The organism is Mycobacterium sp. Panama NTM2, from assembly GCF_054355555.1.
Map to the genome: position 1 here is coordinate 5,324,431 of NZ_CM135953.1, position 15,591 is coordinate 5,340,021.

Below are 15,591 nucleotides of genomic sequence, written 5' to 3' on the forward strand. Positions count from 1 at the left end.
GTCGTTTGCGCCGAGGTGGGCACCCGGAGGGGATGGAGACCATCGAGTACGCACGCGGCCGCCAGGCTGACGTCTACGGCGAGCCGGGCGATACGCCCCTGCTGCTGTGGCACGGCACCCAGACCGACGCCCGCGCTACCGTCGGACGGCTGGCCACAGCGCTGGCCGAGCGGGGTTTCGGTGTGGTGGCGCCCGACTGGGATTCGCACGCGGCTGATCACGGACGGTCGGATCTGCTCGCGTCGGTCGACTGGGTGCGCAGCCGGACGGCCGATGCCGTCACGCTCGTCGGCTGGTCGCTGGGTGGTACCGCCGCCGCGGGCCTGACGTTGCACGCCGACGACCTGGACGTGCCGCTGGCGCACACGGTATGTCTGGCCGGGCGTTCATGGTGGCCGACCCGATCAGCGGGGCGCCGCCCGCCGATGCGCTGCCGCGCACCGGAACGGGCACACCGTTCACGCTGCTGCACGGCCGCGCCGATGACGTGGTGCCCCTACAGGCCAGCCGGGCGTTCGCGCAGGAGCTCACGTCGGCCGGGTGGCCGGTGCGGGTGGTGGAACTCGACGCCGACCACGGCAGCATTGCCGGCGCGCGCTACGACGAAGCAGCCGACCGCTACGCACCCTCTGACGACCCGGCCGCGCTGCACGACGCACGCCAGGTCGCTGATCTCATTGCGGCTGTGCGGCAATAGTTTCCAGCGCGGCGCGGATGGGGTCGGGGATCGGTACCGCCCTGCGCTGCTCGCGGTCGACGAAGACGTGCACGAAGCGGCCGTGGGCCAGCGGCTCGGCGTCGTCCGCGCCGAAGATCGCCACGCCCCAGGTGACCGAGCGCCGGGACATCACATCGACGCGCAGACCGGCGCGCAACTGGTCGGGATAGGCGGCCGGGGCACGGTAGGTGCACGACGACTCGACGACCAGCGCGATGACCGGCGAGGTGTGGATGTCGAGGCCGCCCTCGGTGATCAGGAAGTGGTTGGCGATTGTGTCGAAGTAGCTGTAGTAGGTCACGTTGTTGACGTGGCCGTACACGTCGTTGTCCATCCACCGGGTGGTGATGGGCAGGACGTAGCCGTAACCGTCGATGCCGGCCTCGGGCATGGGCTCAGGCATAGCTCAGAGCACCGCGGAAGATGGTGGCCAACAACGCTTCATCGACGTCGATCGGGGCGTTGCCGAGGAGCCGCTGCTGCGGAAACGCCCCCGCCGCCAACGACTCGACATCGCCGTCGCCGTACCCGACATCGGCGAGCCCGGCGGGCATCCCGACCGCGGCCATGATGCCGACGAGATGCTCCGCGAGCACCTCCCCCGCATCGGCCGCGGCGGCACCCCCGACGTCGGCGCCGAGGTGCCCGGCGGCGGCGAGATGACGGGCCGGGTCGGACGGCGCGGTGATCCGGAACGCGGCCGGCGCATTGAGTATCACTGACATCCCATGCGGCACAAGCGGTTTGTCACCGGGATAGCCGGAGGGACGGAACTCGCGAACCTGACCGGCCACGGCGTAGGCCATCGCGTGGGGAATGTGCACGCCGGCGTTGCCGAACGCGATACCGGCCAGCGTCGCCGCCCACATCGTCTGCTCGCGGGCCTCCCGGTCCGACGCGTCGGTCACCGCGCGCACCAGATAGCGGCCGAGCAGCGCCAGGGCTTCGCGGCTGCCCAGGTCACTCCACGGGTTGGCGCCCTGGCTCATGGGCCGGGCACTCGCCCGCGACGGCGCCGCCCGCCGGGTGAAGGGCCGCGCGGTGTAGGACTCCAGCGCGTGGGAGAGCACGTCGAGTCCGCTGCAGGCGACCACCTCGCTGGGCAGCGTGTCGGTGCTGTCGGGGTCGACGAGGGCTTCACTGGGCCGCAGCGCCGGGCCGGCGATACCGGTCTTGGCGTGCATCTCGAGCAAATCGAAGATCGCGATGCCGGTGACCTCGCTGCCGGTGCCCGACGTCGTCGGGCACGCGATGTGGGGTGCCAGCGGCCCCGGCACCGGGCGGCCTTCTCCGACGGGTGCATTGACGTACGCCGCGAAGTCGGCGGGGTGGGTGGCATAGAGGTTGGCGGCCTTGGCGGTGTCGATGACCGATCCGCCGCCGACCGACACGTACCCGTCGGGACGGGTCTCCGTGGCGAAAGCAGCTGCAGCGCGGAATGATTCGTCGGTGGGTTCGACGGAGGCCTCGGCGTAGGTCACGACGTCGAGGCCCGCGTCGGAGAGCGCGCGCCGGGCGGTGTCGAACAGCTCGAGCTCGGCCACCGACGGATCGGTGAACAGTGCGACCCGACGCATGCCCAGCGCGGCCGCCCGGTCCCCCACCTCGCGAATGCATCCGCGGCCGAACGTGATGCGGGAGGCATCGACGGTGAACGCGGTGTCGAATCCGGTGGCGTGCTGACAGCTCATGGCTCGATTGTGCCGCCGTCGCCGGTGCTGCTGCGGGCGGCCCGGGCACTGACCGCCAGAGCGGCCATCACCGCGGCGATGCCGGCGGCCTCGGCGGCGGTCGGCCGCTGCGCGAGAGCGACGGCGCCGACGACGGCCGCCGTGGCGGGCAGCAGTGCCAGGAGCAGCGCGAACCGGGCCCTGCCGATCGTGGCCAGCACCGGCTGATCCAACGCGTACGGGATGGCACTGGAGAGCAGCCCGATGCCCGCACCCCACAGCCAGGTCCGCGGCTCCGCGAGCACGGACACATCGACGGCGGCCTGCGCCCCCAGCAACACCGGTGCGCTCACCGCCGCGGCGACGGCCATGCCCACCGCCAACGAGTCCAGCCCCGTCCCCGCGTCGGCAACCCTCTTGCCGAGCACGATGTACCCCGCCCACAGCACGGCGGCGAGCACCGCGAAGGCCACGCCCGCCACGTCGACGCCGGACTGCACCCCGGCCACCAGATACACCCCCGTCCCGACCAGTGCCGCGGCCAGGTAATCGAGGGGACGACGGGAGCCGAGGAGGGACACGGCGATCGGGCCGGTGAACTCGATGGCGACCGCGGTGCCCAACGGGATGCGCGCGATCGCCTCGTAGAACGCGACGTTCATCGCGACGGTGACGGCGCCGAACGCGGCAGCCGTACCCACACTGCGTCTCGTCCAGCGCGTTCTCCATGACCCTTTGAATGGCCCTCTCCATGGCCGACGCCACGCGAGCAGGGCCAGCGCGGCGCCCGCCGCGCGCAGCCAGGCAACGGTCGCGGGCTCGGTGGTCGCGAACAGCCACACACCGATCGCCGCGCCGACATACTGGGAGACCGCGCCGACGACGAAGAACAGCGGCACGGACCAGGCCGGGATCGCACGCACCGGAATCGACGACACGGCTGCGAGTACAGCAGACTCAGGCTTCGACGAGATCCTTGAGGCGGCGCAGGGTCTCGTCCATCGTGCGGCTCACCTGACTGGCGGCGACACGGTCGGCGATCAGTCCCAGCAGCCCCCCAGGGGCCTCGTAGGCCAACCGGAACGTCACCTTCGTGCGGCCGTCACCGGCGTCGCGCATCCGGAACCGGCCCCGCAGCGTGATCCCGGTGATGCCGATCCATGCCAAGTCGCGCGGCTCGTCGAACTCGGACACCTCGATCACCCCGCCGATGGGGACGGAGCCCACCTTCCAGTGCACGGTGTACCGCGCACCCACGCCGGCAGGGGCATCGGTGACGGTTTCCCATCGCTCGAGGTTGGCCATGAATTCGGGATAGCACCCGGGATCGCTGATGTGTTTCCACACCAGGTGCGGTTCGACGTCGACGACGATGCTGCGGGACAGTCGCATCGCTCCCCCTATCCGATCACCGGGAAGCGGCGCTCGGCGCCCAGCCGATCGACTGCGCCCCGCAGGCTCGCCAGCACCCGGTCGTTGATGGCGTCGTCGTCGGCGTCGGCGATCTCGGCGGCCGCGATGGGTTCCTGGACTTCGATGACGACCTTGGTGGGCAGTGGCAGTCGCGGCACGAAGTCGCTGACCGTCAGCCCCCACGGCGGGGCCAACAGGATCGGCACGCTCTTGAGCCGGGCGATCCTGTCGACCATCAGCAGCTTCGCCAGCCACTGCCCGCGGTCGAGGAACAGCGCTGCCTCCTGGCCGCCGACGCTGGCGATGGGCACGATCGGCACACCCGCTTCCCGGGCGAGCTTCACATATCCCTTCCGACCGCCGAAGTCGACGTCGTGACGCTCCCAGGACGGCCGGAACACCTCGTAGTCGCCGCCGGGGTAGACCAGCAGTGCGGCACCGGATTTCAGCGCGAGCGTGGCGTTGTCGTGGTTGGCGGCGACGGTGCCGAACTTGCGCAGCGCGCCCAGCCCCGGCATGGAGACGACGAGGTTGTGCGCGAGTTGGTAGAACGGTCGCTCGACGCCGAAATACGAGCAGAACGCCAGCGTGAACACGAAGGTGTCCGGCGGCAGGTTGCCGCCGCTGTGGTTGCCGACCATCAGCACGGGACCGTTGGCGGGGATGCGGTCCAGGCCACGCACGTCGGCACGGAAGTACAGCGATGCCAGCAACCACAACCCGGGCAGTTGCTCGAGGATGTAGTCGGCGTCGCGCTGGTCCAGATCGGCTTTCGGTACACGCGCCGAGATCTCGTGTTTGAGCCATTCCAGCGCATCACCGAACCCGGGCATGGCAGTGAGATTGACCACCATGGACCGCGGGTAAACCTGCCGCCCGTCCGGCGGCCTGGCGAACGTCGGGCAAGATCGCCGGCATGGGCTCATCCCCGACCTCCTCGCTCGCCGACGTGCTCGCCTCGCTGGAGCTGACCCGCATCGAGCCCCGCTCGTTCAGCGGCGAGCAGCTGCCGGCACCCGCCAACCACATCCTCGGCGGGCACATCTCCGCACAGGCGCTGCTGGCCGCGAGCCTGACCGCACCCGGCCGTGCCCCGCACAGCGTGCACACGTATTTCCTGCGGCCCGGCGACGCGCGCCGGCCGGTCCGGTTCGACGTCGTCGATCTGCAGGAAGGCCGCACCTTCTCCGCGCGCCGGGTGACCGCCCGCCAGGACGATCAGATCCTGCTCGAGGCCATGTCGTCGTTCTCCGCGCTGGACTCCCAGGCGGGCGGCTATCAGCCGACGTGTCCGACGGTGCCGGCCCCGGAGTCGCTACCGGTGGTGCCGCCACACGTGGCGGAGTCCTCGGCGGCGACGGCCGGGCAGTGGGCCAGCCTGCGCTGGTTCGAACGGCGGATCGTCGACACCGGGGCCCCCGATGCGACGCCGCCGGCACGCAGTCTCATGTGGTGGCGGCCGGACGGCCCGTTGCCCGACCAGGCTCCGGTGCGCACGGCCGCGCTGGTCGCGTACCTGTCGGCGGTGACGCTCACCGAGCCGGTGTACCGAGCCCGGGGCAGGATCGGAACCTCACTGCAGCGCGACCACTCGGTGTGGTTCCACGCCCCGGCCGATCTGTCCGACTGGCTCCTCTACGACCAGTGCTCACCCAGCAGCACCGCAGCCCTGGCGCTGGGCACCGGCTCGATGTTCAACCGCGACGGCCGACTGGTGTGCACGGTGAGTCAGGAGCTGTACTTCGCACCGCCACGAGAGTGAGACCGCAGGATATCGGCGGGCTCTGAGCGGGTACCCGCGCGCGATGGACACCGACCAGCGCAAACTCGGCGACTCCGACAGCCCGATCGAGGACGCCCTCGAGCAGGCTTTCAATCGGATGGTCGACGAGGGCACCCAGCGTATGCACAGAAGTGTCCGCGAGGTACTCGTCACCGGGTTCTTCGGCGGCACCGAGGTGGCGATGGGTGTGCTCGCCTACCTGTCGGTGCTGCTGGCCACCGGCAATCCGCTGCTTGCCGGGCTGGCCTTCTCAGTCGGCTTCCTGGCGCTGCTGCTGGGCCGCAGCGAGCTGTTCACCGAGGGCTTCCTGGTGCCGGTCACCACCGTGGCGGCCAAGCGTGCGAGCGTCGGCCAGCTGTTCAAGCTGTGGGGCGGCACGCTCGCGGCGAATCTGGTCGGCGGCTGGCTGATCATGTGGCTGGTCATGACGGCGTTCCCCAAACTGCACGAGCAGACCATCGAGTCGGCGCAGCACTTCGTGGACGCCCCGCTGAACGCCGAGGCCGTCGCGCTCTCCCTGCTCGGCGGCATGGTGATCACGTTGATGACCCGCATGCAGCACGGCACCGACTCGATGCCGGCCAAGATCGCCGCGGCGGTCGCCGGTGCGTTCCTGCTGGCCGGTCTGCAGCTGTTCCACTCGATCCTGGATTCGCTGCTGATCTTCGGCGCGCTGATCGCCGGCGGCACCTCGTTCGGCTATCTGGATTGGCTGTCCTGGTTCGGCTACACCCTGCTCGGGAACATCGTCGGCGGGCTGGGGCTCGTCACTCTGCTGCGCCTGATTCGCAGCAAGGACCGGCTCAAGGAGGAACGCCGCGAGGCCGAGTCGCCAGGGGGCGAGGAACGCTAGAGGGCAGGCACGCGGTCGAACCAGGGCGCGGCACGCTCCAGCTGTGCGGCGAGGCGCAGCAGCAGCGACTCCCCGGCAAGCGGCGCCACGAACTGGACCCCGAGCGGCAGTCCGTCCGCGGTCCAGTGCAGCGGCACCGACATCGCCGGGCGGCCGGTGAGGTTCGCCAGCTGGGTGTAAGGCACCCAGCCGAGGTTGTCGTCGACCATGTCGTCGACGATCGTGGTGAACCGCAGCATCTTCGCGGTCCGGGTCTTCAGCAGCACGTCGGCGCCGCGGGCCAGCGCCGCGGGCAGGTCGAACGCGCCGATCACGGGTGGCGGACTGGCCAGGGTCGGTGTCAGCAGTAGGTCGTGGGTCGAGAAGAAGTCGGTGAGCCGGCGGGTGTGAACGTGGCGGCGGGCCACGGCGTCGACGTAATCCACGGCGCCGGTGGCCCGGCCCAGCGCCGCCATGATCAGCGTGTCGCGCTCGAAGGACCCGTCAGTGGCGCCGGTCAGCTTCTTCGCCTCGTCGACCTCGTAGGCCAGCGAGACGAACCAGGTCAGCAGGAAGTCGCGGGCCAGCGCCGCGTCGTCGAAGGGCGCCTCGGGCAGCTCCTCGACGTGGTGGCCCAACTCGGTCAGCAAGCGGACGGCCTTCTCGACGGCGGCGTAGGCCTCCGGGTGCGGCGACGGGGTGATCGACGACGGGACGCGCACGCCGATCCGCAGCGGCGCGGGTTCGGCGTCCAGGCCTGCCGCGAACGGCTCGGCGGGTATCGCGGGCTGGTAGGGCGCGCCGGGCTCGCCACCGCGCAGCACGTCGAGCATGGCCGCGGTGTCGCGCACGGACCGGGACACGACACCGTTGACCGCGGCGCCGTGCATCGGTTCGCCGGCCGCAGGGCCGGACGGCACGAGACCCCGGCCGGGTTTGAGTCCGAACAGTCCACAGCAGCCCGCGGGGATGCGGATCGACCCGCCGCCGTCGCTGGCGCCCGCGCACGGGACGATGCCGGCGGCGACGGCCGCCGCCGACCCGCCCGAGGAGCCGCCGGGGCTGTGCGCGAGGTTCCACGGATTGCGCGTCGCACCGTTCGCGACGGGTTCGGTGATCCCCTTCGCTCCGAACTCGGGTGTGTTGGTCTGTCCGAAGATCACCAGGCCGGCATCGAGCCAGCGGCGCACGACCGTGGAGTGCTCGGTGGCCGGTCGCGACGCCAGCGCCCGCGAGCCCGACCCCGTGGGCATTCCCGCGAAGTCCTGGCCCAGATCCTTGATCAGGAACGGCACCCCGCTCAGCGGGCCGTCGGCCGGCGCGGGAGCGGGCACGTCGCGCACGATCGCGTTGATCCGCGGATCGACGGCAGCGGCGCGCTCCCTGGCGACCGACAGCAGCTCCTCCGCAGCCACCTCCTTCGAGGCCACCAGCTCGGCCAGCCCCACGGCGTCGTACGTCCGGTACTCGGCGAAGTCCATCACGCGACCGTATCGCGGGAGGGGAATGTTTCGATCGTTATCAAGGTTTGTCTCAATTGTCACATGGGTAACTCCAGTAACGACGCGTTGCACGTGTCACCCACCACCGAGAAAGTGACGAATGGATCATCGGAATGAACACAATCCTGTACTTCAGCACCAAAGGCCTGGTTTATGAGACACGGGCCTACACCCGGGCCGACATCGACCGTCTCATCCACGACCGAGGCCTGCAGTCGCTGAGCAGCGCCGACCGTCACATCGACTTCTGGTTCAGTTCCTCAGCGGGGCGGTGCCAGCGCCGTGTCAACCGCCATGCAACCGAATTACTACTGGCGACAACCAATTTCACCGCCAAGAACGTGCCGCTCCTGCGGGGCGCCGTCGTCGTGGCGACCCACGACGCAGATGGCGACCTCGACGGGCTGAGTTGGCAGCAGCTCGACATCCTGGCCCAGCGCATGCGATCCATCAGTGATCGCGACGAGCGCCAGCTGACCCGGCGGATCGTGCGCGATGCACGGCGCCGCCGCCGCGTGGCCACGCCCGCGGCCGCCCCGACGCTGCCGGCGGGAGCACCCCGGCGCATCGCCGCCGCTCACTGACCTACCCGAACTGCGCCACCCTGTCGGCCAACTGGTCGAGGATGCGCAGCGAGTCGTCGAGCGGCTTGGTCGGCAGTAGCCGCCCCGCTTCTTCGAAGCCGAGATCCGCTGCCCCCTGCCAGTAGTCGGGGTCGTTCGGCGCCGAGAACAACCTCAGCGGCACGTCGTGGTCGGCACGGTCGCGGATCTGCGCCACGCGCTCACCCAGCTCAGGCAGCGGAATCGGGTTGGCCAACCAGCCCGCCCGGTGCCGGACGATCCGGGTCACCGTGGCCGCCGAGTTCCCGCCGATGAACACCGGCGGGTGCGGCGTGCGTACGGGTTTGGGCCGTAGGTAGGACGGTTCGATGTGCACGTGACGGCCGTGGTACTCCGCGGGTTCGGTGGTCCACAGCGCGATGATCGCCTCGATGCGTTCGTCGAGCAGCGCGCCCCTGGTCGCGGGGTCGGTGCCGTGCTGACGCATCTCCTCGAGATTCCACCCCGCGCCGACGCCGAAGACGAACCGCCCGCCGGAGATCAGGTCGACGCTGGCCGCCTCCTTGGCGGTGATGATGGGGTCGCGCTGGATCAGCAGCGCGATCCCGGTGATCAACTCGATGGACGAGGTCACCGCCGCCGCGGCGGCCAGGGTGACGAACGGGTCCAGCGTGCGGTAGTACACCGACGGCAGATCGCCGCCGCCGGGATACGGTGTGTCCCGGCTCGCCGGGATGTGGGTGTGCTCGGCGATGCCCAGCGACGTGAAGCCGCGTTCCTCCACGGCGCGCGCCAGCGAGACGGTGTCGATGGTGTCGTCGTTGACGAACGTGGCGATGCCGAACCTCATGTCCGCGAGCGTAGCCCCTCGTTTGGGCAGGCTAGGTTTGCTGGTGGCGGACTGGCGTTCTCGCTACGGTGGCCCGGTGAGCACCGACCCCCACCCTGACGAACCACATCTCGGTTCCGTTGCCGCCAAGCTGAATTGGTTGCGTGCAGGCGTCTTGGGAGCCAACGACGGGATCGTGTCGACCGCGGGCCTGGTGGTCGGCGTCGCCGCGGCGACGGCGGAGCGCGGCCCGATCCTGACCGCCGGCATCGCCGGGCTGGCCGCCGGCGCGGTGTCGATGGCGCTGGGCGAATACGTCTCGGTGAGCACGCAGCGCGACACCGAGAAGGCCCTCCTGAACAAGGAGCGCCGCGAGTTGCGCGACGATCCCGCGGCCGAACTGGACGAACTCGCCGCCCTGTACGAGGCGAAGGGGCTCAACCCCGCCACCGCACGCACCGTCGCCGAGGAACTCACCTCCCATGACGCCTTCACCGCACACGCCGAGGCCGAATTGGGTATCACACCTGGGGAATTCACCAATCCGTGGCAGGCTGCGCTGTCCTCGGCACTGTCCTTCACCATCGGTGCGCTGCTCCCCATCATCGCGATCCTGGCACCTCCGACCACGTGGCGCGTGCCGGTGACCGTGGTGGCCGTCCTCGCCGCGCTTCTGCTCACCGGCGCGGTGTCGGCCGCCCTCGGCGGCGCGCCCAAGCAACGCGCGATGGCCCGTAACGTGATCGGTGGCGGTCTCGCACTGCTGATCACCTATGGGATCGGGCACCTCGTCGGCGCGGCAGTGTAGAGATCTGCGCGCGGGGTATAGAGCCGCGGTGAGCCCCGATCTTCCGCCCGTGCCCGTCGATCTGCGCCGGTTGGCCGACGCGCACGGCGTCGCGACCTCCTACCGCAACGAGCGTCGAGAACCGGTGAACGTCGATGCCGAGGTCGTGATCCGCGTGCTCGGACTTCTCGACGTGGAGGCCGGTACCGAGGCGCAGCGCCGCGCCGAGTTGGCCCGCCTCGAGGAGCGTGAGCGCGCCGGGGTGCTGCCACCGACCCTCGCCGTGCGGTTGACCGGTCGGGCGCGGTCGGTTCCCGGGGCGACACTGCTGGTCGCCGAGGACGGCGTCCACATCGACGTGCACGACGAGATCCCAGCCGATCTGGCGCCCGGGTGGTATCGGCTGCACACCCGCGACGGCCAGGAAGTCACACTCGTCGCGGCGCCACCCACGGTGCCCACGGCCCCGGACACGTGGGGCTGGATGCTGCAGCTCTACGCGCTGCGCTCCGAACGCTCCTGGGGTATCGGCGACCTCGGCGATCTGACCGAATTCATCCGCTGGACGGCAGCCGAACACGGTTGCGGGGCGGTGCTTCTCAATCCGCTGCACGCACCCGGCCCGACCCACCCGGTGCAGCCCTCGCCGTACACGCCGTCGAGCCGCCGGTTCGCCAACCCCTTGGCGTTGCGTATCGAGGACCTGCCGGCCTATGCGCACGCCGACCCCACCACCCGTGCCGACGTCGACGCGCTCCGCGTCTCGGCGACCACGCCGCGCATCGACCACGATCTGGTGTGGGCGGCGAAGCGTTCGGCGCTGGAGCTGCTGTGGCACTCGGCGGGACGACCCGATCCGCTGGCCGGCGATGCGTCCGACGGCCTGCGCGACTGGGCCACCTACTGTGCGCTCGCCGAACGGCACGGTGGCCGGTGGAGCCGGTGGCCCGCACCGCTGCGCCAGGTGTCCGGCGAGGCCATCACCGCGGCCCGACGAGAGTTGGCTCCGCGGTTGGCTTTTCATTCGTGGGTTCAGGAGCAGTGCGCTGCGCAGCTCAGTGCGACGCGGGATGCGGCGAAGTCCTCAGGAATGGCGTTGGGGGTGCTTCACGACCTCGCGGTCGGCGTCGACGCGGACGGCGCCGACGCGTGGGCACTGGCCGATGTACTGGCGACCGGGGTCAGCATCGGCGCGCCGCCGGACAACTTCACGCCGCGCGGCCAGGACTGGGGGCTGCCACCATGGCGGCCCGACCGGTTGGCTGAGAGTGGATACGCACCGTTGCGCGACATGCTGCGCGCCGTGCTCTCCCATGCCGACGGGCTGCGCATCGACCACGTCGCCGGGTTGTGGCGGCTGTGGTGGATACCGCCGGGCGACGGTCCCGACCGCGGCACCTACGTGCACTACGACGCCGAGGCGATGCTGGCGGTGCTGGCGCTGGAAGCCCACCGCGCCAACGCCACCGTCGTCGGCGAGGACCTGGGCACCGTCGAGCCCGAGGTGACGCAGGACCTGGCGGACAACGAGATGCTCGGCTGCGCGGTCGCGTGGTTCACCCGCGACCTGGACGAGCCGGACGAGCCGCTACTGCCCCCGACACGATGGCCCGAGCGGGCGGCCGCGAGCATCTCGACCCACGACCTGCCGACTGCCGCGGGCTTCCTGCAGGGTGAGCACGTACGGGCGCGCGCCGACCTCGGCCTGCTCGACGACGTGCCGGCCGAGCAGGCGAATGCCGACGCCGAACGGGCGGAGTGGCTGGCGCTGTTGCGTTCCGAGGGGGTCCTCGGAGCCGACGAGACCGACGACGACGCCATCGTTCTCGCGATGCACCGGCTCCTGGCCCGCACCCCGAGCAGACTCAGGTTGATCTCGCCCTACGACGTCATCGGCGAGGTAAGTCAGCCGAATTTGCCCGGCACCGTGGACGAGTATCCGAACTGGCGGCTTCCGCTGCCGGAAACCCTGGAGGAGCTGCGGGCCGATCCGCGGGTCGCCGCGATCACCGAGGCGATGCGGAGGTCCTGACCGCGCCCAAACCGACGTTCGGGTGCGAAATCACGGCCATTCCCCGCCCGAACGTCGGTTTGGGCCGGGTGCAATGCCAGCCGAGCCGAGCCGCGTCAGCTGAACTGCGGCAGTACGTCCTGCTGCCAGCTGGTGAAGAATCCGTCGAGGTCCGGACCGATCTGCTGCACGTAGACCTCGTCCACCCCGGCGTCGACGTACTGGCGCACCTGGGCAGCGTGGGCATCGGCATCTGGGCCGCACGCCACCGACTCGGCCACCATGTCACGCGGGACCAGAGTCGACGCTGCCATGAAGTCACGCGGCCGCGGCAGCGTCTGCGCCAACTGACCGGGCAGTGCCTCGTTGGCCCACAGCCGGTGCGCGGCATCGAGCCCGGTGTCGGCATCGCGATCCCAACTCACCTTCGTGCCCGCCTGCACCGGCTTGTCGCCACCACCGGAGTCGCGGAACGTCGTGATCAACTCGGCGTCGGGCATCGTCGTGCAGAACCCGTCCCCGAGCCGTCCGGCGAATTCAGCTGCCTGCGGGCCGAATCCGGACACATAGATGGGCACCGGCTGCTCGGTGCGGGTGTAGATGCGCGCCTCCTGCACCTCGTAGTGTTCGCCGTGGTGGCTGACCTCGTCGCCGCGGTGCAGCAGGCGGATCACGTCGATCGCCTCTTCGAGCATCTCCAGCCGGACGCCCACCGATGGCCACGGATCGCCGAAGATGTGCTCGTTGAGCAGTTCTCCGCTGCCCACCCCGAGCACGAACCTGCCGTCGAGCTGCACAGCCGCCGTCGCGGCCGCCTGCGCGATGATCGCCGGGTGAATCCGCATCGTCGGACACGTCACCGCCGTGCTCACCGGCAGCGACGTGACCTGAGACAGCGCTCCGATCACGCCCCACACGAAGGGGCTCTGGCCCTGCTCGTCGTTCCACGGATGGAAGTGATCGGAGATCCACAACGCCTCGAACCCGGCGTCCTCGGCGCGTTTGGCCTGCTCGATCAGACTCGCAGGGGTGTACTGCTCACAGGACAGGAAGTAGCCGATCTTCGCCATGCGGGCGCGGTTACCCCGTCCCGGTGTCACTATGCATCGACATCGTGGAACGTGATTGGACGGGCGGCCACGGGGTAGTGCCCCGGCATGAATGCGCATGAGATCCTCGCCGGTGTCGAACGTTTCGATTCGCTCGATGGCACGGCCGGGGCCGCAGCGGACGTCGCGGACCGGATCGTCACCCGTACCGGGCTCGCGCGACTGCTGCGCGGCTCGTGGCTGGGGCACCCGGTTCATCCGCTGCTGGTCACGGTCCCGATCGGGGCGTGGTCGGCCTCGATGCTGTTCGACGTCGTGTTCGACGATCCGGAGGCTGCGCGCAGGCTTCTCGGCGTCGGTCTGGCCGCTGTTCCACCGACGGTGCTCGCCGGTTGGGCCGATTTCCCGTTGTTGAATCGCCGGCAGCAGCGGGTGGGTCTGGTGCATGCGGGCTCGAATGCGGTGGCCGTCGGGCTGTTCTCGCTGGCCTACCGCGCGTACCGACGCGACAAGCCGGCTGCCGCGCGCCGCTACGCCATCCTCGGGCTTCTGGCGATGGGAATCGGCGGCGCGCTCGGCGGCCATCTGTCCTATGCCCAGGGCGCGGGGATGTTCCGGTGGCAGTCGCCGCTACAGATCCAGCGCCAGCGGCTCGACGGGTGACGCGCAACAGATGAGCACGTTCCCGTCGGCGGGCGGTTCCAGCGGCTCGGGGTCGTAGCGCACCGACCCGGACAGCACGGCCGTCTCGCAGTTGTGACACACGCCGGTACGGCACGACCACCGGGTCGGCACGTCGCACGCCTCGGCGAGTTCGAGCAGGCTCATCCGATCGGGCCCCCACTGCACAGCGAGCCCGCTGCGGACGAACTGCACCTCGGGCCCCGGTCCCGGGTCGCCGTCGGGTTGGTGCGGAGCGACGGTGGTGGCGGCGATACCGGGCGTGAGGGCCGGGCCCGCACCGAAGATCTCGGTGTGCACCCGCGACGGGTTCAGGCCGTGTTCGAGCAGCGCCGCTTCCATCGCGGTCATGAACGGCTGCGGTCCGCACACATAGGCGCGGGCCTCGCGGGGGATGTTCAACACCTCGAGCGTCGCCGCCGACAGCCGACCCGACGCGCTGAAGTCGACCCCCACGCGGTCTGTCGACGCGGGCTGGCTGTAGACAACGTGAGACGTGCTGTGCGGCAGTGCTTTCAGTGCCTCATGGACTTCGGCCGCGAAGGCGTGGTCGGCGCCGTTGCGCGCGCCGTGCAGCCACCACACCGGCCGGGTGGACGCGGTGGCCACCAGAGCGGCCAGCATCGACAACACCGGCGTGACCCCGACCCCGGCGGAGACGAGGACGACGGGTGACTCGTCGTCGGCCAACCAGAACGTGCCGCGCGGCGCGGCGACGTCGAGCGAGTACCCGGGTCGCAGCCGTGTGTGCAGGTATTCGCTTGCGGCGCCGTGCGGTTCGCGCTTGACGCCGATGCGGTAGGCGGGACTGCCCGGCGCGTTGCACAGCGAATAGGTACGGATCAGGGCGGGCGCTTCGCCGCTGCGCGGCAACCGCACCGTGACCGATTGGCCGGCAAGCCATTTCGGTAACGGCGCGTCAGCCGGATCGGCGAGGACCACCGACCGTACCGACCGGCTCTCCTCGACGACGTCGCGTACGACAAGCGACCGGAAGCCGGTCCAGGCGGGCGGCGGACCGGCGGCGGCCAGGCCGGGGTTGCCGGAGGCTGCGGCGTCGTGTTCGGCAAGCGCCCGCAGGGAGTCCTGCCAGCCCGGGCTGAGTGCGGGGATGCGCAGCGCCCGGGCGAGTCCGTCGCGCGGGTGGCCGGGCAGGTAGAGCAATGCGTCGACCTCGGCGACGGTCATCTGCTCGGGGCCATCGGCGATCTTGACGATCTCCTGACCGGCTTCGACGTCGCCCTCCGTGATCACCCTGCAGTAGAACCCCGGCCGCCGATGGGCGACCAGCAGCGCGGCCATCCGCGGCTCCCCGATCCGCATCCCGGCGCGGTAGCAGGTGACCCTGGGCTGGGTCACCTCGAGGACCGCGTCGCCCACGCGGTAGCGGTCACCGATACAGACTTCGTCATCAGGGAGTCCTTCCACCGTGAGGTTCTCCCCCAGCAGTCCGGGCACCAGGTCGTCGCGCCCGAACTCGCGGGCCCAGTGCCGGTAGGAATCCATCTGGTACACCAGCACGGCGCGATTCTCCCCGCCGTGGCCGCCGAGGTCGCCCTGTCCGTCGCCGTCGATGTTGAGCCGACGCACCCGCCGCGGTCCGGAGACGGGATCTTTCCAGGCCCCGGTGAAAACGGTGCGATCGTTCCACGACACGTCGCGGGGCAGCCCCACGTTCACAGACACCAGGGTGGCCACCCGGCCATCCTCTCTCCCGCTGTCACAGCGCAGGGGAAACCGTCCGACGGGCGCA

The 15,591-nt window shown here is 70.4% G+C and carries 15 protein-coding genes and 1 pseudogene; 7 read left to right on the forward strand and 9 right to left on the reverse strand.

Translation table 11 applies throughout. From position 1 onward, the window contains the following. The first annotated feature begins 32 nt into the window (after nucleotides 1–32). A pseudogene (locus ACXYX3_RS25580) lies at nucleotides 33–697 on the forward strand (alpha/beta hydrolase). On the opposite strand, the gene ACXYX3_RS25585 reads toward ACXYX3_RS25580, so the two are convergent. Genes ACXYX3_RS25585 through ACXYX3_RS25605 form a run of 5 tightly spaced genes read right to left on the reverse strand, consistent with a single transcriptional unit; the run spans nucleotide 675 to nucleotide 4,634 of the window. Further along, complete coding sequence (locus ACXYX3_RS25585; RefSeq protein WP_458609513.1) at nucleotides 675–1,121, reverse strand: acyl-CoA thioesterase; 447 nt, start codon at nucleotides 1,119–1,121, stop codon at nucleotides 675–677. The pseudogene ACXYX3_RS25580 and the gene ACXYX3_RS25585 overlap by 23 nt on opposite strands. Then, a complete protein-coding gene (locus tag ACXYX3_RS25590; protein ID WP_458609514.1) occupies nucleotides 1,114–2,409 on the reverse strand; it encodes a hydroxyacid-oxoacid transhydrogenase in 1,296 nt (431 codons plus the stop codon). The genes ACXYX3_RS25585 and ACXYX3_RS25590 overlap by 8 nt, the downstream gene beginning before the upstream one ends. Further along, entirely contained in the window at nucleotides 2,406–3,326 is a 921-nt protein-coding gene (locus tag ACXYX3_RS25595; protein WP_458609515.1) for an EamA family transporter, read from the reverse strand. Before ACXYX3_RS25595 ends, ACXYX3_RS25590 begins: the two co-directional genes overlap by 4 nt. A 19-nt stretch (nucleotides 3,327–3,345) precedes the next feature. Beyond that, on the reverse strand, nucleotides 3,346–3,780 hold the full coding sequence (locus tag ACXYX3_RS25600) for an SRPBCC family protein (protein ID WP_458609516.1): 435 nt from the start codon (nucleotides 3,778–3,780) through the stop codon (nucleotides 3,346–3,348). Nucleotides 3,781–3,788: 8 nt separating this feature from the next. Next, nucleotides 3,789–4,634 (reverse strand): 1-acyl-sn-glycerol-3-phosphate acyltransferase, encoded by an 846-nt coding sequence (locus tag ACXYX3_RS25605; RefSeq protein ID WP_241204499.1) that lies wholly within the window; start codon nucleotides 4,632–4,634, stop codon nucleotides 3,789–3,791. 83 nt (nucleotides 4,635–4,717) lie between these two features. On the opposite strand from ACXYX3_RS25605, the gene ACXYX3_RS25610 reads away from it, so the two are divergent. Together ACXYX3_RS25610 and ACXYX3_RS25615 are read left to right on the forward strand one after the other, a co-directional pair. Then, the gene (locus ACXYX3_RS25610) at nucleotides 4,718–5,563 is read left to right on the forward strand and encodes an acyl-CoA thioesterase (protein ID WP_458609517.1); all 846 of its coding nucleotides are present in this window, start codon (nucleotides 4,718–4,720) and stop codon (nucleotides 5,561–5,563) included. A 43-nt stretch (nucleotides 5,564–5,606) separates the two neighbouring features. Beyond that, a complete protein-coding gene (locus tag ACXYX3_RS25615; RefSeq protein ID WP_458609518.1) occupies nucleotides 5,607–6,437 on the forward strand; it encodes a formate/nitrite transporter family protein in 831 nt (276 codons plus the stop codon). On the opposite strand, the gene ACXYX3_RS25620 is transcribed toward ACXYX3_RS25615, so the two are convergent. Beyond that, the gene (locus ACXYX3_RS25620; protein WP_458609519.1) at nucleotides 6,434–7,897 is read right to left on the reverse strand and encodes an amidase; all 1,464 of its coding nucleotides are present in this window, start codon (nucleotides 7,895–7,897) and stop codon (nucleotides 6,434–6,436) included. The genes ACXYX3_RS25615 and ACXYX3_RS25620 overlap by 4 nt on opposite strands. A gap of 134 nt (nucleotides 7,898–8,031) precedes the next feature. Between ACXYX3_RS25620 and ACXYX3_RS25625 the strand changes: the two genes are divergently transcribed. Further along, nucleotides 8,032–8,502 (forward strand): hypothetical protein, encoded by a 471-nt coding sequence (locus ACXYX3_RS25625; protein ID WP_458609520.1) that lies wholly within the window; start codon nucleotides 8,032–8,034, stop codon nucleotides 8,500–8,502. A 1-nt stretch (nucleotide 8,503) separates the two neighbouring features. On the opposite strand, the gene ACXYX3_RS25630 is transcribed toward ACXYX3_RS25625, so the two are convergent. Beyond that, nucleotides 8,504–9,331 (reverse strand): LLM class F420-dependent oxidoreductase, encoded by an 828-nt coding sequence (locus tag ACXYX3_RS25630; RefSeq protein WP_458609521.1) that lies wholly within the window; start codon nucleotides 9,329–9,331, stop codon nucleotides 8,504–8,506. A 76-nt stretch (nucleotides 9,332–9,407) separates the two neighbouring features. Here ACXYX3_RS25630 and ACXYX3_RS25635 point away from each other — a divergent pair, with 76 nt between their 5' ends. Further along, nucleotides 9,408–10,118, forward strand: a complete 711-nt coding sequence (locus tag ACXYX3_RS25635; protein WP_458609522.1) for a VIT1/CCC1 transporter family protein — start codon at nucleotides 9,408–9,410, stop codon at nucleotides 10,116–10,118. Between the two features lie 28 nt (nucleotides 10,119–10,146). Further along, the gene (gene malQ, locus ACXYX3_RS25640; protein ID WP_458609523.1) at nucleotides 10,147–12,129 is read left to right on the forward strand and encodes a 4-alpha-glucanotransferase; all 1,983 of its coding nucleotides are present in this window, start codon (nucleotides 10,147–10,149) and stop codon (nucleotides 12,127–12,129) included. A 95-nt stretch (nucleotides 12,130–12,224) separates the two neighbouring features. Here malQ and ACXYX3_RS25645 read toward each other — a convergent pair whose 3' ends face one another. Then, nucleotides 12,225–13,178: a TIGR03557 family F420-dependent LLM class oxidoreductase gene (locus ACXYX3_RS25645; protein WP_458609524.1), complete on the reverse strand. Its 954-nt coding sequence runs from the start codon at nucleotides 13,176–13,178 to the stop codon at nucleotides 12,225–12,227. A gap of 87 nt (nucleotides 13,179–13,265) precedes the next feature. Here ACXYX3_RS25645 and ACXYX3_RS25650 point away from each other — a divergent pair, with 87 nt between their 5' ends. Beyond that, complete coding sequence (locus ACXYX3_RS25650) at nucleotides 13,266–13,820, forward strand: DUF2231 domain-containing protein (RefSeq protein ID WP_458609525.1); 555 nt, start codon at nucleotides 13,266–13,268, stop codon at nucleotides 13,818–13,820. Here ACXYX3_RS25650 and ACXYX3_RS25655 read toward each other — a convergent pair. Continuing rightward, complete coding sequence (locus tag ACXYX3_RS25655) at nucleotides 13,788–15,536, reverse strand: MOSC domain-containing protein (RefSeq protein WP_458609526.1); 1,749 nt, start codon at nucleotides 15,534–15,536, stop codon at nucleotides 13,788–13,790. The two genes, ACXYX3_RS25650 and ACXYX3_RS25655, sit on opposite strands and share 33 nt — an antisense overlap. Nucleotides 15,537–15,591: the final 55 nt, after the last annotated feature.